The organism is Pseudonocardia hydrocarbonoxydans (assembly GCF_006539565.1).
Classification (GTDB): domain Bacteria; phylum Actinomycetota; class Actinomycetes; order Mycobacteriales; family Pseudonocardiaceae; genus Pseudonocardia; species Pseudonocardia hydrocarbonoxydans.
This window is the reverse complement of sequence record NZ_BJNG01000035.1, coordinates 74,289-98,075: the sequence shown is the minus strand read 5'-3', so window position 1 is coordinate 98,075 and position 23,787 is coordinate 74,289. Positions and strand designations below refer to the sequence as shown.

Annotated in this window: 23 protein-coding genes and 1 tRNA gene; 8 read left to right on the top strand and 16 right to left on the bottom strand. The window is 74.1% G+C overall.

The features are described from left to right. The first annotated feature begins 34 nt into the window (after positions 1–34). On the top strand, positions 35–319 hold the full coding sequence (locus PHY01_RS18975; protein ID WP_141280353.1) for a hypothetical protein: 285 nt from the start codon (positions 35–37) through the stop codon (positions 317–319). On the opposite strand, the gene PHY01_RS18970 is transcribed toward PHY01_RS18975, so the two are convergent. From PHY01_RS18970 to PHY01_RS18945, 6 genes are read right to left on the bottom strand one after another with little or no spacing between them, the layout of a single operon-like run. Continuing rightward, positions 316–1,329 carry a C40 family peptidase gene (locus PHY01_RS18970; RefSeq protein WP_246086003.1) on the bottom strand — a complete coding sequence of 338 codons (1,014 nt, stop codon included), beginning with the start codon at positions 1,327–1,329 and terminating at the stop codon, positions 316–318. The two genes, PHY01_RS18975 and PHY01_RS18970, sit on opposite strands and share 4 nt — an antisense overlap. Position 1,330: 1 nt before the next feature. After that, positions 1,331–1,939 carry a hypothetical protein gene (locus tag PHY01_RS18965; protein ID WP_141280352.1) on the bottom strand — a complete coding sequence of 203 codons (609 nt, stop codon included), beginning with the start codon at positions 1,937–1,939 and terminating at the stop codon, positions 1,331–1,333. Next, positions 1,929–3,839, bottom strand: a complete 1,911-nt coding sequence (locus tag PHY01_RS18960; RefSeq protein WP_141280351.1) for a hypothetical protein — start codon at positions 3,837–3,839, stop codon at positions 1,929–1,931. The genes PHY01_RS18965 and PHY01_RS18960 overlap by 11 nt, the downstream gene beginning before the upstream one ends. Further along, the gene (locus tag PHY01_RS18955) at positions 3,836–6,790 is read right to left on the bottom strand and encodes an ATP-binding protein (RefSeq protein ID WP_141280350.1); all 2,955 of its coding nucleotides are present in this window, start codon (positions 6,788–6,790) and stop codon (positions 3,836–3,838) included. The genes PHY01_RS18960 and PHY01_RS18955 overlap by 4 nt, the downstream gene beginning before the upstream one ends. Continuing rightward, a complete protein-coding gene (locus PHY01_RS18950) occupies positions 6,777–7,178 on the bottom strand; it encodes a hypothetical protein (protein ID WP_141280349.1) in 402 nt (133 codons plus the stop codon). Before PHY01_RS18950 ends, PHY01_RS18955 begins: the two co-directional genes overlap by 14 nt. A 5-nt stretch (positions 7,179–7,183) precedes the next feature. Then, positions 7,184–7,444: a hypothetical protein gene (locus PHY01_RS18945; RefSeq protein WP_141280348.1), complete on the bottom strand. Its 261-nt coding sequence runs from the start codon at positions 7,442–7,444 to the stop codon at positions 7,184–7,186. A 452-nt stretch (positions 7,445–7,896) separates the two neighbouring features. Here PHY01_RS18945 and PHY01_RS18940 point away from each other — a divergent pair, with 452 nt between their 5' ends. Continuing rightward, complete coding sequence (locus PHY01_RS18940) at positions 7,897–10,221, top strand: heterodisulfide reductase-related iron-sulfur binding cluster (RefSeq protein WP_141280347.1); 2,325 nt, start codon at positions 7,897–7,899, stop codon at positions 10,219–10,221. Positions 10,222–10,347: 126 nt separating this feature from the next. Here PHY01_RS18940 and PHY01_RS18935 read toward each other — a convergent pair whose 3' ends face one another. The 3 genes from PHY01_RS18935 to PHY01_RS18925 are packed head-to-tail and all read right to left on the bottom strand — an operon-like array spanning position 10,348 to position 12,572. Continuing rightward, complete coding sequence (locus tag PHY01_RS18935) at positions 10,348–11,229, bottom strand: cytochrome d ubiquinol oxidase subunit II (protein ID WP_141280346.1); 882 nt, start codon at positions 11,227–11,229, stop codon at positions 10,348–10,350. Between the two features lie 36 nt (positions 11,230–11,265). Then, entirely contained in the window at positions 11,266–11,877 is a 612-nt protein-coding gene (locus tag PHY01_RS18930; RefSeq protein WP_141280345.1) for a response regulator transcription factor, read from the bottom strand. Beyond that, positions 11,874–12,572: a hypothetical protein gene (locus PHY01_RS18925; protein ID WP_141280344.1), complete on the bottom strand. Its 699-nt coding sequence runs from the start codon at positions 12,570–12,572 to the stop codon at positions 11,874–11,876. The genes PHY01_RS18930 and PHY01_RS18925 overlap by 4 nt, the downstream gene beginning before the upstream one ends. Before the next feature lie 137 nt (positions 12,573–12,709). Here PHY01_RS18925 and PHY01_RS18920 point away from each other — a divergent pair, with 137 nt between their 5' ends. Both PHY01_RS18920 and PHY01_RS18915 read left to right on the top strand, forming a co-directional pair. Continuing rightward, the gene (locus PHY01_RS18920; protein ID WP_141280343.1) at positions 12,710–13,657 is read left to right on the top strand and encodes an ABC transporter ATP-binding protein; all 948 of its coding nucleotides are present in this window, start codon (positions 12,710–12,712) and stop codon (positions 13,655–13,657) included. Continuing rightward, entirely contained in the window at positions 13,654–14,433 is a 780-nt protein-coding gene (locus PHY01_RS18915) for an ABC transporter permease (protein ID WP_141280342.1), read from the top strand. The genes PHY01_RS18920 and PHY01_RS18915 overlap by 4 nt, the downstream gene beginning before the upstream one ends. 3 nt (positions 14,434–14,436) lie before the next feature. Here PHY01_RS18915 and dcd read toward each other — a convergent pair whose 3' ends face one another. Beyond that, entirely contained in the window at positions 14,437–15,018 is a 582-nt protein-coding gene (dcd, locus tag PHY01_RS18910) for a dCTP deaminase (protein WP_141280341.1), read from the bottom strand. Positions 15,019–15,040: 22 nt separating this feature from the next. Continuing rightward, complete coding sequence (locus tag PHY01_RS18905) at positions 15,041–16,213, bottom strand: UDP-N-acetylglucosamine 2-epimerase (protein ID WP_141280340.1); 1,173 nt, start codon at positions 16,211–16,213, stop codon at positions 15,041–15,043. Positions 16,214–16,399: 186 nt separating this feature from the next. On the opposite strand from PHY01_RS18905, the gene PHY01_RS18900 reads away from it, so the two are divergent. Together PHY01_RS18900 and PHY01_RS18895 are read left to right on the top strand one after the other, a co-directional pair. Beyond that, a tRNA-Gly gene (locus PHY01_RS18900) sits at positions 16,400–16,473 on the top strand. 288 nt (positions 16,474–16,761) lie between these two features. Continuing rightward, entirely contained in the window at positions 16,762–17,727 is a 966-nt protein-coding gene (locus tag PHY01_RS18895; RefSeq protein WP_141280339.1) for an ABC transporter substrate-binding protein, read from the top strand. Here PHY01_RS18895 and PHY01_RS18890 read toward each other — a convergent pair. Further along, a complete protein-coding gene (locus PHY01_RS18890) occupies positions 17,717–18,301 on the bottom strand; it encodes a TetR/AcrR family transcriptional regulator (protein ID WP_141280338.1) in 585 nt (194 codons plus the stop codon). The two genes, PHY01_RS18895 and PHY01_RS18890, sit on opposite strands and share 11 nt — an antisense overlap. Before the next feature lie 34 nt (positions 18,302–18,335). Here PHY01_RS18890 and PHY01_RS18885 point away from each other — a divergent pair, with 34 nt between their 5' ends. Next, on the top strand, positions 18,336–18,899 hold the full coding sequence (locus PHY01_RS18885; protein WP_246086002.1) for a GNAT family N-acetyltransferase: 564 nt from the start codon (positions 18,336–18,338) through the stop codon (positions 18,897–18,899). 70 nt (positions 18,900–18,969) lie between these two features. On the opposite strand, the gene PHY01_RS18880 is transcribed toward PHY01_RS18885, so the two are convergent. The 4 genes from PHY01_RS18880 to PHY01_RS18865 form a co-directional block, all read right to left on the bottom strand. Beyond that, positions 18,970–19,791, bottom strand: coding sequence for a hypothetical protein (locus tag PHY01_RS18880; RefSeq protein ID WP_141280337.1), 822 nt, complete (start codon positions 19,789–19,791; stop codon positions 18,970–18,972). A gap of 42 nt (positions 19,792–19,833) precedes the next feature. Then, positions 19,834–20,286, bottom strand: a complete 453-nt coding sequence (locus PHY01_RS18875) for a GNAT family N-acetyltransferase (protein ID WP_141280336.1) — start codon at positions 20,284–20,286, stop codon at positions 19,834–19,836. Continuing rightward, positions 20,283–20,531, bottom strand: a complete 249-nt coding sequence (locus tag PHY01_RS18870) for a hypothetical protein (protein WP_141280335.1) — start codon at positions 20,529–20,531, stop codon at positions 20,283–20,285. The genes PHY01_RS18875 and PHY01_RS18870 overlap by 4 nt, the downstream gene beginning before the upstream one ends. A gap of 117 nt (positions 20,532–20,648) precedes the next feature. Continuing rightward, the gene (locus tag PHY01_RS18865; protein WP_141280334.1) at positions 20,649–22,700 is read right to left on the bottom strand and encodes an Hsp70 family protein; all 2,052 of its coding nucleotides are present in this window, start codon (positions 22,698–22,700) and stop codon (positions 20,649–20,651) included. A 261-nt stretch (positions 22,701–22,961) separates the two neighbouring features. On the opposite strand from PHY01_RS18865, the gene PHY01_RS18860 reads away from it, so the two are divergent. After that, entirely contained in the window at positions 22,962–23,744 is a 783-nt protein-coding gene (locus PHY01_RS18860) for a hypothetical protein (protein ID WP_141280333.1), read from the top strand. The last annotated feature ends 43 nt before the right edge of the window (positions 23,745–23,787 follow it).

Sequence of the window (23,787 nt, the reverse complement as noted above, 5' to 3'; positions counted from 1 at the left end):
GACCGACCGGCCGCGGAGCAGCCGGGAGGCCGCCATGTCCTACGTCACCGTCGTCGACGACTCGCCCGCCGGGACGATCGAGAACCTCGACCGGCTGATGAACGAGATCCTGCCCGAGCCCGACCGGCTGGTCGCCCGCTACGCCGGCACGGTGGACGGGAAGCTGTGCATCGTCGCGGTCTGGGACTCCCGCGAGCACGCCGAGACCTTCATGAAGCGCGACCTCGGTCCCGGCCTGCGACAGCTCCTCGGGGCCGCGGCGCCGCAGTCCCCGCCGCGCTCGGTGGGCATCGAGGTGGAGCACAGCTGGGTCCGCTAGGCGCGGTTGGGGGCCGTGCCGGGGCGGGTGGCGAGGGGCACGAGCTCCTCGTAGTCCCACGGCACGGGCCGCACCCGCACGAACTCCCCGGTGTAGGGGGCCTCCACCATCTGGTCGTTGCCGATGTACATGGCGACGTGGTGGATGGTGCGCGGGTCGTTCCGGTCGGTGGCGTAGAACAGCAGGTCACCGGGCTGCATGTCGCGGACGGGGAGGTGCCCGCCCGCGTTGTACTGGTCGCGCGACACCCGGGGGATCGTGACGCCCGCCTCGCGGAACGCGGCGACCAGCAGGCCGGAGCAGTCCCAGCGGTCCGGGCCGTTGCCGCCCCACAGGTACGGGTCGCCGACCTGGTCCAGCGCGAACGCGATCGCGGTGCCGGCCACCCCCTCGGCCAGCACGGCGGTGGGCCGGCAGCCGATCGGGTCGGCGACGTCGGCCAGCCCCTGCACCAGCTCGGCGGCCAGCCCCTCCCACTTCGCGTAGGCGTTGGGGAACGCGGAGCGCTGCACCGTCTGGGCGGCGACGGTGACCGGCATCGTCTCCCAGCCCGGCACCTCCAGCAGCCGCTCGATGAAGATCGTGGTGCTGTAGACGGGGTCGGTGACCTCCGCCGGGCTCCCCCAGCCCTGCGACGGTCGCTGCTGGAACAGCCCGAGTGAGTCGCGGTCGCCGTAGTTGATGTTGCGCAGCGTCGACTCCTGCAGGGCGGTGGCCAGTGCCACCAGCCAGGCCCGCGGCGGGGCCCCCATCCCGCGGGCGACGCCGATGATCGTGGCGGCGTTGGTGCGCTGCTCGTCGGACAGCGTGGCGGCGGTCGTGCCGCCCGCGGCGCCCGCGAGGGACACCCCGCCGTTCAGCCCGGCGTCGCAGGTGCCGAACGCGGTGGTCGACCGGGCGCCGCCGCCGTTGACGGTGAACGCGATCAGGCTGACGACCAGCACGAGCCCGAGCGCCGCGAGCACCGCGATCGCCGGCACCAGCAGGCGCACGGGCCGCAGCAGGCGCACGTCAGGCCGCCCGGTCGTAGCCGGAGACCCGCCAGTCGCCCGCCTCGGTGCGCACCACGAGGACCAGCAGCGTCAGGGCGTCGGTGGGCACCTCCACGTCGACGGAGCTGGTCGCGACCCGCACCGCCCGCGCCGGGCCGGTGACGACCGTGGCCGGGACCGCGGCCGGGTCGACGGTGGCGAGCACGCCCAGGTACTCCTCGGTGGTGAACGGCCGCAGCCCGTCGATCCACTGCGCGGCGGGCGTGCCGTCGGGGGGCCGGATCCACGCGGCCGACCAGCTGGAGGCGGCCTGCAGCGCGGCCTGCGGGGCGGCGGAGACGGGCAGCGTGGTGGGCGTCAGCTCGGCGACGGGGGGCAGCGCGGTCGGCGCGGGCGGGCCGTCCGGCGCGCGCGACGCCCGGGGCGACCCCGGGGAGGGCGTCGCGGACGTGGTGACGCCCGCGGGCTGCGGCACCGGCGGGTTGATCGCGGTGAGCGCCGTGCTGACGCCCAGCACCACGGCCAGGACGGCGACCCCGGTGACGGCGAGGCGCGCGGGCGAGCGCAGCGGCCACTGCCACACCGCCCGGTAGGCCGCCGCGCGGCCGCGCGGGGACCTAATCGGCACGGCCGCCGCCGGTCCGGTCGTAGACCCCGCCTGCGGGGGTCCGCGGGCGGTAGATGCGGTAGACCGGCACGCCGTCGACGATCTCGGCCTGCACCGGGCGGGCGGCGCCGGGGCGCAGCGGGGTGGAGTCGGGCCTGCGGTAGATCGTGCGGTCGTCGACCTCGCCGGGCTCCGACCAGCGCGGCGTCGCCCCCGTGCCGCCGACCCCGCCGCCGCCCGCGGGCAGCGCCGGGCGGCGTGCGCCGGGCACGAGCGTCGGGGTGGACGGGATCTCGATCTCGGTGCGCGGGCGCGTCACGCGCTCGGCGGTGGCCCGCACGCGCATCGGCGCCTCGGCCTCGGGGCGGCTGCCGCCGCCCATCGTCGCGCCGGCCGCGGCGCCGCGGCGCTCGTCCCACCAGCGGGACTGGCGGTCGTCGGCCTCGCCGCCGCGCATCCGCTGCCAGACCCGCGACATCGGCCCGGACCCGGCGCCGGGCACGATCCCGCCGAACTGCTCACGGGTCAGCGAGACCATCGACACCAGCCGCCGGAACGGCCGGGCCACGGCCCACAGCACCACCGTGACGACGCCGGTGACCAGCAGGGCCAGCCACAGGTCGATCCCCGCGCCCGGTCGGAACATCGACACCACCAGCAGCGCGTGCAGCCCGGCGAGCGCGCCCACCACGAGCGTGTTGACGATCGCCGCCCCGCCGATGCGCAGCAGCGCGGGCAGGATGTCGGGCTTGAGCACGGCGACGACGGCGATCGCGGGGGCCGTCATCACCATCAGGCGCAGCAGCAGCATCGCGACCAGCACCAGCACCTTCGACAGCAGCTGGAACAGCGCGATGCAGACGGCCTGCACGACGGCCAGGATCCCGGCGCCGGTGCGGCTGCCCGCCTCGCCGGTGAAGTAGGGGTAGCGGTCGCCCATCCGCTCGCCGATCGCGGCGAAGTCGGCCTTCTTCTGCTCGGCCAGCTCCAGGGTGTCGCGGCCCTCGGCGATCTCGGCCTTGGTGAAGGTCTGCGCGCGCAGCAGGTCGCGGCCCAGCTCCTGGGCCTGCGGCACGTCGGGCGCGCCGAACTCGCCGCGCAGCCAGTTCTGGTAGATCACGTTGTCGACGAGCACGGTCGGCAGGGTGTCGCGGTTGCCCAGCCCCACCTGGTCGAGGAAGCCCTCCTGCATCGAGGTGACGCCGTCGAGCAGCAGGCCGTCGGCGGCCTTGGCCCAGTCGACCGGGGTGAGGTACGCGGCCGACCCGACGACCAGCGCCGCCACCGCGAACGCCCCGCGCCGGGCCTGCTGCGCGAGGTCGCCGCGCAGCGCCATCACCAGCATGATCACGGCGAGGATCGCCAGCACCGGGCCGATGAAGGTGGAGAACACCGCGTCGTACATGGCGGTGGTGCCCGCGCTGATCAGGTCGTCGAGCGGGGAGAGCAGCTCGCCGCCGTCGGCGATCAGGTAGTGCGACCAGTTGACGCCGCCCACGGTGAACTTGGCGACGTTGAACGCCTGGTTGCCCAGCCACGTGTCGGTGGTGCTCGCCGGGTTGAACACGGCCGAGCCCGCGCAGCCGAGGTCGTAGTTGTGCCAGATCAGCCCGGCGTAACCGACCTCGTCGTAGACGCTGCCCGGCTCGCCGACGCCGTAGACCGGGGGGTCCAGCGAGCCGACCAGCCCGGTGCCGGGGCGGTCGGGCTCCGGCGACTCCTTGCAGTCGAAGGGCTGCGCCATCGCCGGCGTGCCGATCAGCACCGACCCGCCGACCAGCGCGGTGACCACCAGCAGGGCCGCGCGGCGCGAGCGCTGCCGCGGCTCCGCGCCCCGCCTGCGCCGTCGGTGGACCGCCACCAGCAGGGCGGCCAGTACGACCAACCCCACCGGCAGTGCGCCCACCGGTGGCGCGGTCACCGAACGGTCTCCCCGGCCGATCGCGCCCGGTCCGTGCCGTTGCCGTTGACCGCCCACTGCGGCTGCCTGCCCTCGCCCGCCGGGTGCCCGTCGAGGTCGTCGACGAGGTCGAGCTCCTCGTCGTCGAGCAGTTCGGCACCGGCCGGGAGGACGGGGGCCGCGTGCGGGGACAGGTCGTCGAGGACGTCGTCGTCGGAGAGCTCGTCGCCCACGAAGCCGTCGCCGGACACCAGCGTGACGGGCGTGGGCGGCTCGTCGGGTGCGCGCACCGCGGCCGGCGCGGCGGCCGCCGCGAGCGGCACCCCGCGGGCGGAGACGCGGCTGGCGTCGGGGTTGGTGTCGAGGGCGGCACGCACGTGCTCCAGGTGCGGGCCCTCGAGGTCGATGCGGATCTTCTCGACGCCGCCGTGGCCGTCGGCGAACACGAACTGGCGCGGGGTGTCGTCGGGGCGGTCGTCGTGGCGCGGGCGCGGCGAGAGCGTGCCGAGCATTTGCTCGTAGCCGACGCCGGTGGGCACCTTGAGCAGGCGCAGCGCCTCGTCCTGGGCCTCGCCGTCGTCGGTGCGCCCGACGAACACGGCGTTGACCAGCGAGGCGAACCCGGACACGCGCAGCAGGTCGCCCGCCAGCTGCGAGGCGAACAGCGCGCGGACGTTGAACTTGCGGGAGTCGCGGGCGAGCCGGTCGATGAGCACCTTGCCGGTGGGCACCTGCGACAGGAAGTGCGTCTCGTCCAGCGCCACGCCCTTGCGCAGGTTGCGGTCGGCCTCGTAGATCGTGCGCTGGGTGAGCCAGGACGCCAGGTTGAGCAGCTCGACGGCGAGCGACTCGGCGTCGGTCCACTCCTCGCGCGGGCTGCCCGGGCGGGGCAGCGTCATGCCCTGCATGGTCAGCACCGTGAGGCGGTAGTCGCGGTCGGCGTGCCACGGGTCGTCGCGGGTGGTGTCGGGGAACAGCAGCGCGGCCTGGGGCAGCTCGCGGCGCTCGTCGAGGAAGTCGGCGACGACCCCCGCGTGCTCCTCGCCGTCGCGGGCGTGGCGGCGCAGGGCGTCGATGACGAGGCCGGGGTGCCGGTCGTTGGCGCCCCCCACCTCGCGGACCGCGCGCAGCAGCACGATGCGGGTGTGCGGCAGGCGGGAGATGTCGTAGGGCAGCAACCCGGTGAGGACGTCGAGGACGAGGCGGCGGCGGGTGGCGGCGGCCAGTGACCGCTCGCGCCGCCAGGCCCGCTCGGGGTCCTCCTCGTCGGCGAAGTGGTCGGGGCGCGGCTCGGCGACGACGCGGTAGGGGTTGAGGATGCCGGGATCGGCGCGCAGCAGGTTGATGTGGCGGCTGAACGGCGCCAGCTCCGGCAGCCTGGTCAGCTCGGCCAGCGGGCCGGACGGGTCGAGCACGGTCCAGCGGGCACCGGCGCGCAGCGTCTTGTAGACGATCAGCCCGGTGAGGAACGACTTGCCCGAGCCCAGCCCGCCGACCACGGCGGTGAGCCCGGACGCCCGGCGCACCTCCTGCGCGAGCCACGGGTCCCAGGCCACGGGGCGCCGGGTCGCGGTGCAGGTCTCGCCGATCATGATGCCGCGTCGGTCGCCGACGCTCGCGGTGGCCGCGGGCACGGCGGCGGCCGCCCAGGTGACCGAGCCCCGCCGCCGGTACGCCGTCGACGCCAGCGGCTCGCCCGGGATGAACTCGCGGGCGTACTTGTACTGCGCCTCGGGGTGCTCCATCTGGACCTTGGGCCGGTAGACGTCGAGCACCTGCTGGGCGCGGCTGACGGCCTCCGCCTCGTCCTTGCCCGACACCGCGACCCGCCACCAGCCGTAGAGGCGGGTGTTGAGCTGGGTGAGCCCGGACGTCAGCTCGTCCTCGACCTCCAGCACGCGGTCGGCCTGGCGGGCCAGCGACATCGGGGGGTCGAGGTCGTGGTCGTGGGTGTAGTGGCGGATCTGGCTGCGCACCTTGCCCATCTGGCGCTGCAGCTCGCCCGCCACCTCCTCGGGACGCCGGACGTAGATGCGCGCGGACCACTCCACCGGGAACGGCAGGCGGTCGCTGTGCTGCATCCACGGGTCGTCGATCTCGGGGATCCGCAGGCCCTCCATCAGCCCGACCGACAGCACGGCGACGTTGCGCTGCACGGTCTGCGACCGGATCCGTCCGATCACCTTGACGGTCGGGGCGTAGGGCTCCTGGTACATGTCGACGCCGTCGGTGAACCCGGCCAGGTCCTCGGTCTCCCAGCGGCTCACCCCGCCCGGCACGACCGACAGCGTGCGCGGTGCGGGCAGCCCGAGCGCGCACGAGCGCTGCATCAGCCAGGCGACGTCGTCGGGCCGGGCGGGCACGGCGTCGAGGCCGCTGCCGGCGACGAGCTCGTCGATGTGGCCGACCTCGGAGTCCAGTGCGGCCAGCTCGGCCCGCACCGCGGCCGGTGCGATCCGGTTGAGCACCGGCGCGGCGACGTCGACCCAGCGGTCGAGCATCCCGCGACCGGAGACCTCGATGCCGAGGAAGACCTCCTTGTCCGACATCGACAGGCCCATCAGGTGGCGCTGCTCGCCCTCCAGGAACCCGTCCCAGCCCAGCGCGCCCGCGACATCGGGCATGCGGCCGAGCGCGTTGTTGTCGAAGGACTCCGCCCACATGTGCACCGGGTACGGGCGGGTGGTGACGCGCAGGTGCAGCCAGCGGCCCTGCAGCTCGCCGAGCTGGGCGGCGATCTGGCGGATCAGCACCTCGCGCTGGGAGTCGCTGCGGAAGCTCCACGCCTGCGCGGCGAGCCGGTACCAGGCCATGACCTGGGTGCCGGTGCGCGTCAGGTGGCCGTCGATGGAGCGCAGTGCGATCTCGGGGGTGTAGGTGGGCAGTCCGGACTCCCCGGCGAGCGCCCGCCCCCTGCGGCGGCGGGGTTTCCTCTCGGCGGGCTCGCGGGGGCCCTTCTCACGCGCGGCCACGCCGGCGCCCTCCCGAGCGACGGCCCGGCGCGACGGCCGGGCCGGTGCGGACGTGCCCGGAGCGCACGGCTCCCCCGGCGGTCGCGGTCGTGGCGCGCGGGCCGCGGACCTCGTGGCCGAACAGCGCGACCACCTGGCCGAGCGGGCGCTCGTAGTCGATGCGCTGGCCCAGGAACCGCGTGACGACGACGGTGATCACCAGGGCCCAGGCGACGGAGAAGAAGTCCAGCCCGATCCCGAGCCGCCGCTGCAGGAACATCACCAGGATCATCGCCAGCAGGCCGACGCCGTAGGAGACGTAGCGGGCCCGCCAGGGGAAGGTGGCGCGGGGCGGACCGAGCCAGACGGAGTCGACCCGGTACACCTCGTCGTCGGTGCGGACGAGCACGCCCGTCACCCGGTGAGGAGGCCGGCCAGGAAGCTGCCGATCTCCGGACCGTTCCCCGACACCGCGATGCCGAGCGCCACGAGGCCGATGATGAGACCGACGCTGCGGCGGGCCACGCCGGCGTTGTCGCCGCGGCCGCCGATCCACAGCAGGATCACGGCGATCCCGAGGAGCACCAGGGGGACGACGTTCTCCTGGATCCAGGTCTGCACCCCTGCGGTGCCCACCCCGCCCTGTGCGAGCGCGACCAGCTCCGGATCGATCATGGCGACTCCTCCCGTTCGTGGACGTCCCCCGGTCGGACCGCGGGCGTGCACGTCCCAGTGCGGGCAGGCGGCACCGTCCGGCACAGCCCGGCACCGAGTGAAACACGAGTCACCGGTCAATCCTAGGGTGCTCGCCCGGTTACGGCCCGTCCGGGCGCGGGCCGTGTGCGGGGGCACACGCGGATCCCGCGAGCGGCCACCGGCTGCGCCGTCCGCTCCCGCCTTTCGGCGGTACCCAATACGCCGCCCGTCCGGGTGGCCCTCCGGCCCCTCCGGCCCGTCCGTGACACCGGGTGCGAGCCTTCTCACCCGTGTCGCACCCGCCCGTTCTGTTACCGACGGGTAGGTTGATGTCCGGTCCGGACCCCCGTCGGAGCAGGTGACGGCGGGCTAGTCTGCTGCGCAACGGCCCGCGATCCACCACTCGCGAGCCAGTTCTGGGAGGAACGACCGTGCTCGTGAGACTGATCATCGGCCTGGCGATGACCGTGATTGCCATCGCGGTCTCCGGCCGCCGCGCGTTGTGGATCTACAAGTTGATCTCGTCGGGGCAGCCGGCGAACGACCGGACCGACGGGTTGAACCAGCGGATCCGTGCGCAGTTCGTGGAGGTCTTCGGGCAGCGCAAGCTGTTGAAGTGGTCGGTGCCCGGGCTGGCGCACCTGTTCACCTTCTACGCGTTCGTCATCCTGATCACGGTCTATCTCGAGGCCTACGGCGCATTGTTCGTGCCGGACTTCGCGATCCCGCTGATCGGTACCTGGCCGGTGCTGGGGTTCCTGCAGGACACCATCGCGGTGCTGGCGCTGATCTCGCTGGGTGTGTTCTCGGTGATCCGGCTGCGCAACGCCCCGGAGCGTCGGGCGCGGGAGTCGCGGTTCTACGGCAGCCACACCGGCGGCGCCTGGCTGATCCTGTTCATGATCTTCAACGTCCTGTGGACGCTGTTCCTCTACCGCGCCGCCGCGTCCGCGCTGGGCTACCTGCCCTACGAGTCGGGTGCGTGGGCGTCGATCGGGCTGGGGCAGCTGATGGTCGGCATCCCTGAGCCGACGCTGGAGGTCGTCGAGTCGATCGGCCTGCTGCTGCACATCGGCGTGATGCTGGTGTTCACGGTGATCATCGCCTACAGCAAGCACCTGCACATCTTCACCGCGCCGATCAACGTCTCGGCCAAGCGGTTCCCGAAGGCGCTGGGCCCGTTGCCGGCGATGGAGTCGAACGGCAAGAAGATCGACTTCGAGGACCCGGGCGAGGACGACGTGTTCGGCCGCGGCAAGATCGAGGACTTCACCTGGAAGGGCATGCTGGACTTCGCGACCTGCACCGAGTGCGGTCGCTGCCAGTCCCAGTGCCCGGCGTGGAACACCGGCAAGCCGCTCTCGCCGAAGATCCTGATCATGGACCTGCGCGACCACATGAACGCGAAGGCGCCGTACATGATCGGCGGTAAGGACATGCCGGAGGAGGGGGCGATCGACTGGGCCGCGGGCCTGGACGCGCACCCCGGGCACGGTGTGCCGGAGTCCGGTTTCGAGCGCGTCCGCGGGTCGGGCCCGGAGCAGGCGTTGCGCCCGCTGGTGGGCACCGCGGAGCAGGGCGGGGTGATCGACCCCGACGTGCTGTGGGCGTGCACCACCTGCGGGGCGTGCGTGGAGCAGTGCCCGGTCGACATCGAGCACGTCGACCACATCGTCGACATGCGCCGCAACCAGGTTCTCATCGAGTCGGAGTTCCCCTCCGAGCTGGGCACGCTGTTCAAGAACCTGGAGAACAAGGGCAATCCCTGGGGGCAGAACGCCAAGGAGCGCCTGGACTGGACGAAGAAGCTCGGGTTCACCGTCAACGTCTTCGACGGGGAGCTGGCCCCGGAGACGGAGTACCTGTTCTGGATCGGGTGTGCGGGCGCGTTCGACGACGGGGCGAAGAAGACCGTGCAGGCCACCGCGGAGCTGTTGCACCGGGCCGGGGTCACCTACACCGTCCTGGGCCCGGAGGAGACCTGCACCGGTGACCCGGCGCGGCGCTCGGGCAACGAGTTCCTGTTCCAGATGCTGGCCCAGCAGAACGTCGAGGTGCTCAACTCGGTGTTCGAGGGCCGGGAGCCGGGCACCCGCAAGATCGTCACGACCTGCCCGCACTGCCTCAACACCCTGGGCCGGGAGTACCCGCAGCTCGACGGGCACTACGAGGTCGTCCACCACACCCAGCTGCTGAACAAGCTGGTGCGCGAGGGCAAGCTGGTCCCGGTCGCCGCCCCCGCCGAGGACAAGCTCGCCCCGGTGACCTACCACGACCCGTGCTACCTGGGCCGGCACAACGAGATCTACGAGGAGCCCCGCGCCCTCGTCGGCGCGGTGGCGACGATGACGGAGATGCCGCGGCACGCCGACCGGTCGATGTGCTGTGGTGCCGGTGGTGCGCAGATGTGGATGGAGGAGCGGATCGGGCAGCGGGTGAACGTCAACCGCACCGAGGAGGCCATCGCCACCCTGGCCGGGGCCGCCCCGGGCGAGGCCGCGCTCAACGCCCGCGGCGCGAACTCCGACACCCCCGTCGCGGGCTCCGACGGCGCGGCCGCGGGCGGCACCATCGCGGTCGGGTGCCCGTTCTGCAAGACGATGCTCTCCGACGGCCTGACCCAGAAGCAGGGCGAGGGCGTCGGGGAGGGCATGCAGGTCCAGGACGTCTCGCAGATGCTGCTGGCCGCGGTGAAGCGCGGCGACCCGGCGGCAGCTCCGGCGACGGAACCGGCCCCGAGCGACGCCCAGAGCTGAGCCACTCCGCTCGCGCACACCCGGCGGTCTCGCGCACAGGTTGCACCCTGTGCGCGGAGCCGGAGGGTGTGCGCGAGCGGCGGGCCCGGCTCCGCCGCCCCCGCGCGGGGGTCGGTGCGATGTGGGTCAGGGGCAGGGTGTGAAGGCGGTGACGACGTAGCTCTGGCCGGTCGGCTCGGGGCCGATCGTCAGGACGCCGAGCTGCGGGCCCGCGGCACCGCCGTCCCAGGTCAGCGAGCAGGCGTCGACGACGAGGCCGTCGGCCTGCTCGACCGCGGGCGCCTCGGCGTCGGCGTAGGAGTTGCGGTCGGTGATCCCCGCGGTGACCGCCCGTACCGCCGCCACGCAGTCCGGCGCGGCGACCGAGGCGGTGAACGCGGCGCGGGCGGGCTCGGCGAGCAGGTTGTCGCACACCGCGCCCGGGGCCTCCGGACGGTCGCCGTAGGCCAGCCGGTTGAGCAGGGTCGGCAGCAGCCGGGCCGGCGCCGGGACGCCCTGCAGGCCCTTGCTCTCCGCCTGCGTCCGTGCCTGCGCCGCGGCGGCCTCGCGGGCGTCCTGCGCGTTGACGAGCGCGTACGCCGACCCGCTGACCAGGCACAGCGCGGCTCCCACGGCGGCGACGCGCCAGCGTGGCAGCCGCAGCACCCCCGCGACGAGCACGCCGATGCTGGCCGCGAGCGCCCACGCCCACGGGGTGGTCGACAGCATCAGCCCGGCGACGACGACGAGCCCGCCCAGCGGCCACACCCACCGCCCGAGCAGGCGGTCGACGCGGAGCAGCGCGAGCATCACCAGCACCGCGACCCCGGCCAGCCACGGCCACGGCGACCACCCCGAGAACGGGGTCAGCAGCACGGCCGTGGCGCCGATGCCCAGGCCCGCGGTGCCGTAGGGGGTGCGGGTGAGCCGCTTCCACAGGTAGGCGAACCGGGGCGTCGGGGGCGGCGGGGTGGGCGTGGGCGTCCACGGGACGGGTGGTCCCCCGGGTGCGCGGCGCGGCTCGTCCATCGCTCGCCGAGACTACTGGCCGCGTGCGCCCGCGGCCTACAGCCAGCCGTGGTCGCGGGCGTGCGCGACGGCCTCCGAACGGCTCCCGGCCCCCAGCTTGTGCATCGCGGAGGACAGGTAGTTGCGCACTGTGCCGGGTGACAGGTGCACCCGCTCGGCGATGTCGGCCGCGGTGCCGGCGGGCTCCACGTGGCGCAGGACGTCGAGCTCCCGGTCGGTGAGCGGGCAGTCCTCCGTCATCAGGGCGGTCATCGCGAGGTCGGGATCGACGTAGCGGCCGCCGCGGTGCACGCGGCGGATGACGTCGGCGAGCACGGTGGCCGGGGCGCTCTTGGTGACGAACCCGGCGGCGCCCGCGGCCAGCGCCCGGCGCAGCACCCCCGGGCGGGCGTGGCGGGTGAGGATGATGCAGCGTGTGCCCGGCTCGTTCGCCGCCACCCACTGGGCCACCTCGGAGCCGTCGCGGCCGGGCATCTCGACGTCGAGCACGGCGACGTCGGGCCGGTGCTCCCGGATCGCGACGACGGCGTCGTCGCCGGTGCCCGCCTCCCCGACGATCTGCAGGTCCGGCTCCAGGCCCAGCAGCGCGCCGACCGCGCCGCGGGTCAACGACTCGTCGTCGGCGAGGACCACGCGGATGGCGCTCACCGGGCCCCCACCGGGACGGAGGCGTCGAGCCGGAACGTGCCCTCGGGGGTGAGCCCGGCGTCGATGCGCCCGGCGTGCTCGGCGAGATGGCGCTCCAGCGCGGCCAGGCCGGTGCCGGCCCCGTCGATGTCGATGACGGCCTTGAGCCACCACAGCCGCTCGACGTCGAGGATCCACATGCCGCCGACGTACAGGACGGCGAGCCCCACGGTGACGCTGCGGAACGCCTGCGACTCGGGGTCGGTCGGGTAGATCAGGCCGGTGGCGTAGTGGCCGAGGACGGCGGTGAGCACGCTGGCCGCCACGACCCAGACGAGGGTGACCCGCGCCCGGCGGCCGCCCACGATGTCGCCGAGCAGCACCCCGCCGAGCAGGGCCCAGGTGAAGCCGAGGGCGCCGCTGCCCAGCCCGACGACGGTGACCGCCAGCCCGACCACCGACGCGGAGATCGTGAACCACAGCTCGGCCGGGCGGCCGAGGGAGCGCATGAGCTCGCGGATGCGCCACAGGTGTAGCCCGAAGCCGACGACGTAGAGCACCACCATGATCGCCACGAACTCGGGCCGGACGCCGCCGACGAACAGCGGGATCGGCACCGCCAGCAGGTAGAGCAGGGTGCTGATCAGCCCGATGCGCCCGAACCGGCGGGCCGTCCGCACCCGGCGCTCGTCGAACCCGGGCGGGGAGGTGTCCACCCGATCACCGTAGCGGAGCCCGGGCCGGGCCTGTGGGCGTCGATGACACCTGTCATCGCAGGTCCTGTGCGGTGTCACGACCGGCGGTGACCGCCGCGACTACTGTGCGGCCGCCCCCCGTCGCCAGGCTTGTCGGCATGACACAGACGACCAGCGAACCCGCGGCCGTCCCGCGGGCCGCCGACGACGACGCGGCGATCTCGGTGCGGGGGCTGCAGGTGCGCTACGGCGATTTCGACGCCGTGCGGGGCATCGACCTCGACGTCCGCCGCGGCGAGATCTTCGCCCTTCTCGGCACCAACGGAGCGGGCAAGACCACCACGCTCGAGGTGCTGGAGGGCTTCGGCTCCCGGGTCGGTGGCACGGTGTCGGTGCTCGGGATCGACCCGGCACGTGACCGTGCCGCGCTGAGGCCGCGGATGGGCGTCCAGCTCCAGGAGGGCGGCTTCGTCGACGAGCTGACGGTGCAGGAGACGCTGCAGCTGTGGCAGCGCCTCGTCGAGCGGCCGGACCGGCCCGAGCGGCTGCTGGAGCGCTTCGAGCTGACGGGCCGGCGCGACGTCGCCGTCACCAGGCTCTCGGGTGGGGAGAAGCGGCGGCTGGACCTGGCGATGGCGGTGTGGGGCTCGCCGGAGCTGGTGATCCTCGACGAGCCGACGACCGGGCTCGACCCGGAGTCGCGCCGCCGCACCTGGGACGCGATCCAGGAGCTGCAGGAGGCCGGGCGCACGGTCGTGCTCACCACGCACTACCTGGAGGAGGCCGAGGCGCTCGCCGACCGGGTGGCGATCATGCACGAGGGGCGGATCGCGGTGTCGGGCACGCTGGCCGCCATCGTGGCGGCGCAGCCGGCGGGCTTCTCGGCGACCGTGTCCGACGGCGCGGGCGCGCTGCCCGCCGTCTCCGGGGCGGTGGAGCGCGAGGGCGACCACGTCCGCGTCCGCACCGAGGACCTGCAGGGCGACCTCACCGCGTTCCTGGGCTGGGCGGCCGATCGAGGGGTTCGGCTGTCCGACCTGCGGGCGGCGCCGGCGTCGCTCGCCGACATCTACCACGGCGTCCGCACCGGATCGGAGCAGTCATGACCACCGCCACCGCGAGCCCCGCCTCGCGCGTCCTCGCACTCGGCGCCGCCGAGGTGCGGCTGCTGCTGCGCAACCGCACCGCCGCCATCTCGTCGCTGTTCCTGCCGATCGCGTTCGGCGGGTTCTTCGCCTTCACCTTCAACCAGGGCGCCGTGGGCGGGCCGGGGATCTGGGCGACGATCGCCGCGCTGCAGCTCGTGCTGACGTTCACGATGGGCGTCTACATCACCATCACCCAGACGGTCGTGGCGCGGCGCCAGACGCGGGTGCTCAAGCGGATGCGCACCAGCAGCCTGTCCGACGCCGGGGTGCTGGTCGCGACCACCGGGCCCGCCGTCGCGATCGCGGTCGTGCACCTGGCGCTCTACGCCGTCATCAACTCCCTGCTCGGGGCGCCGTTCCCGGTCGACGTCGTACCGCTCGCGTTGGCCGTCGTCGGCGGGCTCGCGGTGTGCGTCACCGCCGGGTTCGTCACGACCATCGTGACGCCGTCGCCGGAGCGGGCGCAGATCACCACGCTGCCGCTGTTCTTCGTCATGTTCGCCGCGGCGTTCGTGGTGCCGGTCGTCGCGGTCGACTCGTGGTGGCAGGCGCTCGTGCTGGTGCCCGGCGCCCCGATCGGGCTGCTCACCCAGCTCGCGTTCACCGGTGGCACGTGGGCACCCGGGCTGCTGGGCCTGCCCGCGGCCCTGCCCGGCGTCCTCAGCCTGGTGGTCTGGACGGCGGTGTTCACGCTGCTGGCGCAGCGCCGGTTCCGCTGGGACCCGAGGCACTGAGGTTCAGCGCTGCGTCTCCACGCGGTGGAAGTTCAGGTGGGCGCGCGACGGCGTCGGCCCGCGCTGCCCCTGGTAGCGGGAGCCGACGCCGTCGCTGCCGTACGGGCGCAGGGCCGGGCTGGACAGCCGGAACAGGCACAGCTGCCCGATCTTCATCCCCGGCCACAGCGTGATCGGCAGGTTGGCGACGTTGGACAGCTCCAGCGTGATGTGGCCGGAGAAGCCGGGGTCGATGAAGCCGGCCGTCGAGTGGGTGAGCAGGCCGAGCCGGCCGAGGCTCGACTTGCCCTCCAGCCGGCCCGCCAGGTCGTCGGGCAGGGCGACGGACTCGAAGGTGGAGCCGAGCACGAACTCGCCCGGGTGCAGCACGAACGGGTCGTCGCCGTCGGGCTCGACGGCGGAGGTCAGCTCGTCCTGCTGCTGTGCCGGGTCGATGTGGGTGTAGCGCGAGTTCTGGAACACGCGGAAGAACCGGTCGAGCCGGACGTCGATGCTGGAGGGCTGGAGCATCGCGGGGTCCCACGGATCGAGGACCAGCCGTCCGCCGTCGAGTTCCTTCAGCAGGTCACCGTCGGACAGCAGCACGGGGGGCAGCCTACTGAGGGGCTCAGGCCTCGGTGGCCGTCGGCTCGTCGGCGGTCTGCGCGGCGGCGGGCTTCTGCTCCGGCACCACCGGCTCGGCGAGCACCGGGGACGGCGTGAGCCCGAACATCCAGGCGACGGCCTGCTCGACGCGTACCGCCTCCCGCCCGTCGGAGGGCTCGACGCGCTGCGCGGGCGACACGGCCAGCACCTGGCGCACCGTGGTCATCACCCGCGGGCTCAGGATGCTCCGTATCGAGTCGCCCGGCTGGGCGACGTGCGGGCCATCGACCAGCACCGCGGGGGTGCCCAGCCCGGGGGCGTCGGTGACCAGCTCGGGATCGTCGGAGACCAGGACGGTCGCCGCGGCGATGAGGCCGACCAGCTCGGCCAGCGGGAGCGCGCGCACCGCGATCGCCCGGTCGTGCTGGGCCAGCGGCGCCGCCGCCCCGTGCGCCGCGAGTCCGCCGTAGACGACGATCTCGACGTCGCTCTCGCGTTCCAGCAGGTCGGGCAGCCCGGCGAGGACGCCGAGGGAGTCGGGGCGGTCGAGCCCGACCAGCACGAGCTTGGACTCGCCCGCGCGCACGCGGCGGACCAGGCGCGCGAAGCGCAGGTCGGCCGGCTGCGGGTTGGCGGCCATCGTGTCGCCGACGGGGATCGCGTTGGGCCCGATCGGGCTGCCCAGCGCCGCACCGCCGGTGGTGAGGAACAGCGAGGCGAGCTGGCCGATGATGCGCCGGTTGGCCTCCTGCGGGAAGGGGCACAGCAGGTCGTCGCTGGCCACCCCGGCCTGCAGGTGGACGACCGGGATCTGGCGCCAGAACGCCACCTGGGCGGCCATCGCCGCCGTCATCCCGCCGCCGTAGACCATCACCGCGGACGGGTCGAGGTCGACGAGCAGCTCGTCGATCCGGGTCATGAGCATGGCGCCGACCGCCGCCGGATGCGTGCCGGGCGGCTCCCTCAGCAGCAGCGTGACGTCGGCCGGCACGCCGAGGGCCTCGAAGGCCTCGTGCACCCCCATCGGGTCGATCCCCGTGGCGACGGTGAGGGCACGGATGCGGTCGGCGTCGTTGAACGCGGTGGCGACGGGGGCCAGGCGTGCGACCTCGGGGCGGCTGCCGGCGATCAGGAGGACGTCGTGGTCGTGGTCCTGCACCGGGAGCGAGCCCAGGGGTGGATCGATCTGGGTCATGCTCTGGTCCTTCTCGGCCGGGGGAGCTGGCCTTACGGGCCCCGCCAGTGTGAACCGGGGCGGCACGGCCCGTCGAGAGCGGATCCCGGCCCGTGGGTCGTCACGGCCTGATACCACTCGTATGGTGGTATCCGATGAGTGACTACGCTTACCCACAGTGAGCTGATAGGCTGACAATCACGCACTGCGGATGTAGTTCAATGGTAGAACATCAGCTTCCCAAGCTGAATACGCGGGTTCGATTCCCGTCATCCGCTCCACCACGAAGGCCCAGGTCAGACGGCATGCGCCGCGCCTGGGCCTTCGTCGTCCCGTGATCGAGTCCCGCCGCGTGCCCACGACGTGCGCTCGGCCCATCGGGAAGAGCGCGCGGAACGCTCCGTCACGGGGTCCTCGTCGACCGTGGCCACCGGTCGGCGCTGCCGTTCGACGTGCTCGGTGAGCCCGTCCGCGCTCCGGTCAGGTCCTGGAGTCCCGTCGTGCCGAGCCCGGGGCGGTCGGCGACGAACGGCTTGTTTGGCACCCATACATTTGTTTAGGCTCACCTCATGAGGTCTCTTGTCGTCGGAGCGACGGCCGTCCTGATGGCCCTGGCCGGGTGCGGCGCGCCGGCCCCGGAGCCCGGTCCGGCCGGGCCCGCTCCGGCCTCCGCCACGTTCCCCGTCACGGTCGAGCACTCCCTCGGTTCGACCACGGTCGAGCGGGAGCCGGCCCGGGTCGTGACGCTCGGACCGTCCGACGCGGACGTCGCACTCGCGTTGGGTGTGGTGCCCGTCGGGATCCACAGCCGTTACGGCTTCGAACGGGGGGTCGGCCCGTGGGCGGAGGCGGCGCTGGGCGACGCCGCCCCGGCCGTCACCGGCGGGCGGGAGCTCAACTACGAGGCGATCGCCGCGACGGCACCGGACCTGATCCTCAACGTCGGGTCGAGCGGCGAGCAGGAGGAGCACGACACGCTGTCGCGGATCGCACCGACGATCGCGCTGCCGGTGGGGGCGCAGCCGTACGCCCCGCGGTGGCAGGACGCGACCCAGCTGATCGCGCAGGCGCTCGGACGCCCCGCCGACGGAGCCCGTCTGGTCTCCGACACCGAGGCGTACCTGCAGCGGGTGGCCGGGGAGAACCCCGCGTTCGCCGGACGCACACTGACCTACCTCGACCTGGTCGGCGGAGAGGCCTACGTGGGCGGCCGGGAGACCACGGTCGTCACCACGATGCGGGAGCTCGGTTTCACCGACACCCCGTTCGTCGCGGCGCTGCCCCCGGAGGACGTGCAGACCGCGCTGTCGGCCGAGCTGCTCCCGCAGATCGACGCCGACGTGCTGCTGGTCTACCCGATCGACTCGACGGGCGAGGAGGCGTGGGGGACCGTGCCCGGGCTGGCAGGCCTGGCGGCGGTCCGCGACGGCCGGGCGCACGTCCTCCCCGATCTCGCGCTCTCGGCGCCGTCGGTGCTCTCCATCCCCCACGGCGTCGACCGGCTGCTGCCCTTCCTGCGTGCGGCTACGGACTGAGGGCGCTCTCCGGCCCCAGCGACAGGGCCGCCCGGTTCGCGGGCAGGTCACCGCGCAGGAGCAGCCCCTCCATCCCGTCGACGAGCGCGCGGACGGTCCAGCCGAAGAGCTCGCCGGGACGGTCGACGTCGTCCTGGTAGCGCCGGCTGAGCGCGTTGTCCGCGCCGGCCAGCGCCACGGAGGTGACCCGGCTGAGCAGCACGTAGGCCTCCTCCGGACCGAAGGCCGGGTGCAGCTCGCGCAGCCGGGCGATGCCCGCGTCGAACACGGCGAGGGTCTCGGGGTGGTAGGGCCCGTCGAGCAGGTAGCGCTGCACCCCGGGGTGCCGGTGGGCGAGCAGCCAGGCGTTCTCGGCCACCTCCGCCAGGTGGGCCTTCCAGCCCGGCACGGGCCGGGGCGGGGGGAACGACGCGTGGACGCGGGCGGCGGCGCGGGTGTAGAGGTCGTCGCGGCTGCGGACGTAGCGGTAGATCGCCATGTCGGTGACGCAGAGCTCGCGCGCCACCGCGGCCACGCTGAACCGGTCGAGCCCGATCGCGATCGTCGCGTCCAGGACGCGGTCGAGGCTCAGCACCCCACGACCGTACCGGCGGGCGCAGGATGGGCCGGTGGACATCGAGACCGACCGCATGGTCCTGCGCCGGTTCGGCCCCGCCGACGTCGACGAGCTGGTCGCGCTGCACAACGACCCGGCCGTCATGCGCTACCTCGGCCGCTGCGACGAGACCCCCGAGCACGTGCGAGACGAGGTCCTGCCCTACTTCCGCTCCCTCGACGAGCGCGGCGACGGCTTCGGCTACCGCGCGGCGATCGGGCGCGACGGCGGGGCGTTCCTCGGGTGGTTCCTGTTCCGTGCCCCGCGCCGGGACCCGCAGCCGGGCGTGATCGAGGTGGGCTACCGGCTGCACCGGGCCGCGTGGGGCCGCGGGCTGGCCACCGAGGGGGCGCGGGCGCTGCTGGACCGCGGGTTCTCCGAGCTGCCGATCCACACCGTCGTCGCCGACACGATGACGATCCACACCGGGTCCCGGCGGGTCCTGGAGAAGATCGGGATGCGCCACGTCCGGAGCACCCACCCGCACTACGACGACCCCGTGCCCGGCACCGAGCACGGCGACGTCGAGTACGCGATCACCCGGGACGAGTGGCTCGCGGCGCGGCGGGAGCGGTGATCCGCCGGGCCTCCTCCACGCCGTGGCCGTCGTGGGGCGCGGGCGTCGCACCCGCGATCCGCGCCATCGCTCAGCGGCGCCGCGGCCGCTCGTGGGGCGAGCGGGCGAGCACCACCACGCCGACGACCGCGATCGTCAGCCCCGCCGCGAGCACCGGCTCCCAGCCGGGCCGGACCGGGTCGCCGAGCAGCCAGATCCCGACCAGGCCGGGGACGACGACCTCGGTGACGGTGAGCAGCGCCGTCATCGTGGAGACCGTGCCCCGCGACAGCGCCGCGGAGTACCCCAGCAGGCCGACGAGGAAGAACCCCAGCACCAGGTAGCTCGCCGGCTCGGAGAGCAGCTGCGACGGGTCCAGCCCGCCCTGCACGTGAGCGGCGCGCACCGCCAGCGTCGACCCGCCGAACCCGAGCCCGGCGACGACGGCCAGCGGCCAGGCCAGGCGCCCGCGGCGCAGCACGAGCACGGCGACCGACAGCAGCAGCACCGACACCAGCAGCACCACGTCGACGACCGGCGAGCGCATCGGCGGCCGTGACTGCCCCGCCGAGGACGCCACGAGCACCAGCCCCACCAGGCAGCCGAGCACGGCGAACCGGTCGACGCGGCGCAGCACCGTGCCGAACAGGCGCTCCCCGGCCAGCGCCGTCAGCGCGATGGTGCCGCCCAGCACGGCCTGCACGGCGAAGACCGGCAGGAACCGCAGGGCGACGACGCTGAACAGCCACGCCACGGCGTCGGCACCCAGTCCCAGCAGGTACCGCGGCTGGACGGCGACCGGGCGGGTCCGGCTGGCGCGCAGCGCGCCGTCCGCCTGCAACAGGGCGCCCAGGCTGTTCAGGACCATCGCGACGAGCGCCGCTCCCACCCCGATCAGCACGGGCGCCAGCATGCCCCGGACGGGCCGCGGCGGCAGTTCGGCGGGGCCGCGACGTCACCCGTCCAGCGTCACGCGCATGACGGGCAGGCGGCCGTCGAGGCCGTCGGCCCACCCGACGACCGTGGCGCCCATGTGCGCGTAGAAGCCGACGGCGTGCGGGTCGGCGTCCCACTCCAGGACGCGCACACCGGCCGCGACGGCCCGCGCGCGGGCGTGCTCGAACAGCAGCCGCCCTGTGCCGCGGCCGATCTCCGGCGGGTCGACCCACAGGTCGTCGAGGACGACCCGGTCGGCGCGGTGCAGCAGCGTGCAGAAGGCGCACACCACCCCGTCCCGCTCGACGACCCAGACCTCGTTGGTCGCGAGGACCTGTTCGTCGAGGCCCCGGGTCCGGGCGAACCGGGCGAGGTACGCCGCCGGGTAGCCCCAGTGGGCCTTCGAGCGGACGCCCAGCGCGGCCAGCAGCGCGGCCTCTCCCGCGCGCGCCGGCCGCACCGTGGGCGTCACCGCGCGGGCACCTCGAAGAAGCCGCTCATCAGCCCGCCGCGCTCCGGGCCGTCCTCGTCGAACAGCGCGGCGCGGCGCTCCTGCAGCCGGCGCCGCGGGCCGCGCGTCGCCCACAGCGTGACCAGCACCAGCACCGTGGCCAGCAGCACCGGGGTACCGACGACCAGCGCCACCATCCCGAACGCCGACGTCGCCAGAACCAGCGCCGCCACCTCCATCGCGACGATCGCCGCGCCCACCCTCACCACTGGTCCCACTCCACTTTCCTGCATCCGGTTCGTGCACGAGACCGGAACCGGTGCGGGGCTCCCCTCCGCACCGGTCCCGACTCCGGCCTCCGCCGCTCGGGCGGAGGAGTTTCGTCAGACCACGGGGTCCGATGACGGCGACGCCCCGGCGGTCGGGGTCTCGCCGGCGACGGGCGGGGTGCCGCTGCCCTCGGGGGTCGTGGGGTCCGGTCCCTGCCCCTGCGGGGGCCCGGGATCCACCGCCGGCGGGACGACGACCGAGGGCTCGGTCACCTCGGGCGACGGGTCCACCGTCGGCTCGACGACGGTCGGCTCGACCACCGGCGCTGAGGTGACGCCCCCGCCCCCGCCACCGCCGCCACCACCGCCGATGGCGCCACCGGAGCCGCTCCCGCCCCCCGACGAACCGGAACCGGAACCGGAACCGGTCCCCGTCCCGGGCGCGACCGGCGCCTGCGTGGTGGGCTCGACGACCTCGCTGGTGGGAGCGGCGGTGTCGCCGGCGTTGCCGATCGACGGGATGCCGGACACGCCGCCGTCGCCGCGGGGCCACAGCACCACCGCCACGATCAGCAGCGCGACGGCGGCCAGGCCCCCGACGCCGATGAGCAGGCCGATCGGGCGGCGCCGCGGCTCGTCGTAGTCGTCGTAGTCGTCGTAGCCGCGGTCGTCGTACGCGCCGTCGTCGTACGCGCGGTCGTACCGGGTCGGCGGCTCCGCGCGCGGGCGCGGCGGCGGCCCGCCCTGGCCGGCGAGCAGGGCCGTGGCCGGCTCGTGCGTGGGCCCGCCGCGGGGCGGGGTGTAGGGCTGCACGGGCAGCGACTGCGCGGGGTAGGACTGGGCCGCGGGGTGGGGGGCCGCGGGATGGGGGGCGGCCGCTCCCTGGACCGGCACCGCCGCGCCGCGCGCCGGGCGCGGCGGCGGGGGTGTGGGGGCCGAGACGCGCGAGGTGACGCCCTCGTCCGCGGCGGCCGCAGCAGCCCCGGCCGCGGCAGCCCCGGCCGCGGCAGCCCCGGCCGCGGCAGCCCCGGCGACGACGGGGATCGACACCCCCGGCCACGACGCCGTCGGCTTGGGGGAGACCGCGAGCGCGGCGCCCTTCGCGATGGCGTTCTTCGGGTCGGTGTCGACGGCGACCGGCCGCCCGAGCTGCTCGGACACCAGTTGCGCGACCAGCGGGATCCGCGAGGACCCGCCGACCAGCAGCACCGCGGTGAGCTGCTCGGGGGTGAGCCCGGCCGAGCGGACGGCGCTGCGCAGCGCGGAGACGGTCTCCTCCACCTGGGGGCGGATCAGCGACTCGAACTCGCTGCGGTGCAGCCGGACCGACCCGCGCGAGCCCGGCAGCAGCACCGGGATCGACACCTCGGTGTCGCTGCTCAGCGCCTCCTTGGCCTCGGTGCAGTCGCGGCGCACCCGCGCGACGGCCGACAGGGTGGCCGGGTCGGTGGCGTCGAGGCCGGCGAAGACGTCGGGCAGGCCGTCGCGGAGGTGCTCGAACACGGCCTCGTCGAAGTCGATGCCGCCCAGGCGCTCCAGGCCCTCGGGGCGCCCGAGCAGCCCGAACCCGGCGGTGCCGGAGCCCGCCCGGGCTGGGTCGGCCTTGCGCACGACGGCGGCGTCGAACGTGCCGCCGCCCAGGTCGTAGACGGCGATCGTGGAGCCGGGCTCCACGCGCTCGGCGGAGGAGTAGTGCAGCGCCGCGGCCTGGGGCTCGGCGAGGTAGGTGACCGAGACGCCCTGCGCGGCCAGCGCGCCGGCCAGCAGGTCGCGCTTGTGCGGGCCCCACGACGCGGGATGGGTGACGGCGATGCGGGTGGCGGGACCGCCCTCGCGCTCGGCGACCTGGTCGACGACCCAGCGGACCAGCCGCGCCGACAGCTCCTCGGGGGCCCAGGCGCGGCCGGCGACGACGATCGGGGTGGAGTCGCCGATGCGGCGCTTGAACTCGCGCACCACGCGGTCGGGGTCGGTCAGCGCGCGGCGCTCCGCGGCGTCACCGACGACGACGGAGCCGTCGGGCGCGAGGAACAGCACCGACGGGACGGTGGCCCCGCGGGTGCCGAGCGTGACGACCTCGGGCTCCACCCAGCGCCGGTCGTCGGACCGGCACACCGCTGCGGACGTGTACGTCGTCCCCAGGTCGATCCCGAGCTGGTATCCCATGGCCGTCCCCTCGTGCCCCCGATGGCGCGCCTTCTCCTCGCCATCGGAGAGAAGCGCCCACGCGTTAGCCCCCATCCTCGACCACGACCCGATCGGGGACGCATCCCCCAACCCCCTAACGCCCCCGGGGGCGATCCCCCACCCGTCCCCCGGAGCGGACTGTGTCCGTTCCCCGATGGCCCGGGACCCCCCGATCCCTAACGTTCTCCTCAACGCCGGACCAGCCGGCACCCCAGCTCTCCCACACACCCTGGAGTCATCATGAGCACCAGCCTCAGCGCCACCCTGATGGAGTTCCTGAACAACCTGTTCGGCAGCGAGGAGGAGCGGCAGGCCTTCCTGGCCAACCCGTCGGACTACTTGGCCGACAACGGCCTCGACGACCTGTCCTGCGCCGACTTCGACGACGCGCTCGTCGCGTTCACCGAGAGCAACGGTCGCGGCGACGTCGACCTGGGCGGCTCGTTCCAGAACACCGTCCCGCAGGGTGGCGAGAGCGACCACGACGCCGTCGTCAAGCACCTCACCGAGATCGTGAACAACTACGGCGACACGTACATCACCAACGAGGACAACGACGTCTACAACGACCAGTCCTTCAACGGCACGGTCATCGCCGACGGCGACGTCACCTTCGACAACGACATCGTCTCCGCCTCCGGCGACGGCGCGGTGGCGGCCGGCGACGACATCGAGGACAGCAACATCGTCACCGGTGACGACAACATCATCGGCAACGGCAACCAGGTCGGCGACGGCGCGTTCGGGGCCGGTTCGGTGGCCGGCGGCGTGAACGTCGACGACGGTGGTGCGTTCGCCAACAACGGCAGCAACGCGTCCGGCTCGCAGGACGACAACAGCCAGGACAACGACCAGGACAACGACACCACCACGACCACGACCACGACGACCACGAACAACGTGGACAACAGCGTCGACATCGACGTGGACGACTCGTTCCAGGCCAACACCGAGATCGAGGACTCGTTCGACGTCGAGGACTCGGGCAACACCACGATCGCCGACAACGAGGTCGAGCTCTGATCTGAGCGACATCGCACGACGCGGCGCCGCCGCCACCCCCGGG

What these genes read in the sequence shown, in the direction of transcription:
- PHY01_RS18975 (WP_141280353.1), top strand. Translation starts at nt 35, where the DNA reads ATGTCCTACGTCACCGTCGTCGACGACTCGCCCGCCGGGACGATCGAG.
- PHY01_RS18945 (WP_141280348.1), bottom strand. Translation starts at nt 7,444, where the DNA reads ATGATCGATCCGGAGCTGGTCGCGCTCGCACAGGGCGGGGTGGGCACC.
- PHY01_RS18935 (WP_141280346.1), bottom strand. Translation starts at nt 11,229, where the DNA reads ATGGACGAGCCGCGCCGCGCACCCGGGGGACCACCCGTCCCGTGGACG.
- PHY01_RS18920 (WP_141280343.1), top strand. Translation starts at nt 12,710, where the DNA reads ATGACACAGACGACCAGCGAACCCGCGGCCGTCCCGCGGGCCGCCGAC.
- PHY01_RS18915 (WP_141280342.1), top strand. Translation starts at nt 13,654, where the DNA reads ATGACCACCGCCACCGCGAGCCCCGCCTCGCGCGTCCTCGCACTCGGC.
- PHY01_RS18905 (WP_141280340.1), bottom strand. Translation starts at nt 16,213, where the DNA reads ATGACCCAGATCGATCCACCCCTGGGCTCGCTCCCGGTGCAGGACCAC.
- PHY01_RS18895 (WP_141280339.1), top strand. Translation starts at nt 16,762, where the DNA reads ATGAGGTCTCTTGTCGTCGGAGCGACGGCCGTCCTGATGGCCCTGGCC.
- PHY01_RS18880 (WP_141280337.1), bottom strand. Translation starts at nt 19,791, where the DNA reads ATGCTGGCGCCCGTGCTGATCGGGGTGGGAGCGGCGCTCGTCGCGATG.
- PHY01_RS18865 (WP_141280334.1), bottom strand. Translation starts at nt 22,700, where the DNA reads ATGGGATACCAGCTCGGGATCGACCTGGGGACGACGTACACGTCCGCA.
- PHY01_RS18860 (WP_141280333.1), top strand. Translation starts at nt 22,962, where the DNA reads ATGAGCACCAGCCTCAGCGCCACCCTGATGGAGTTCCTGAACAACCTG.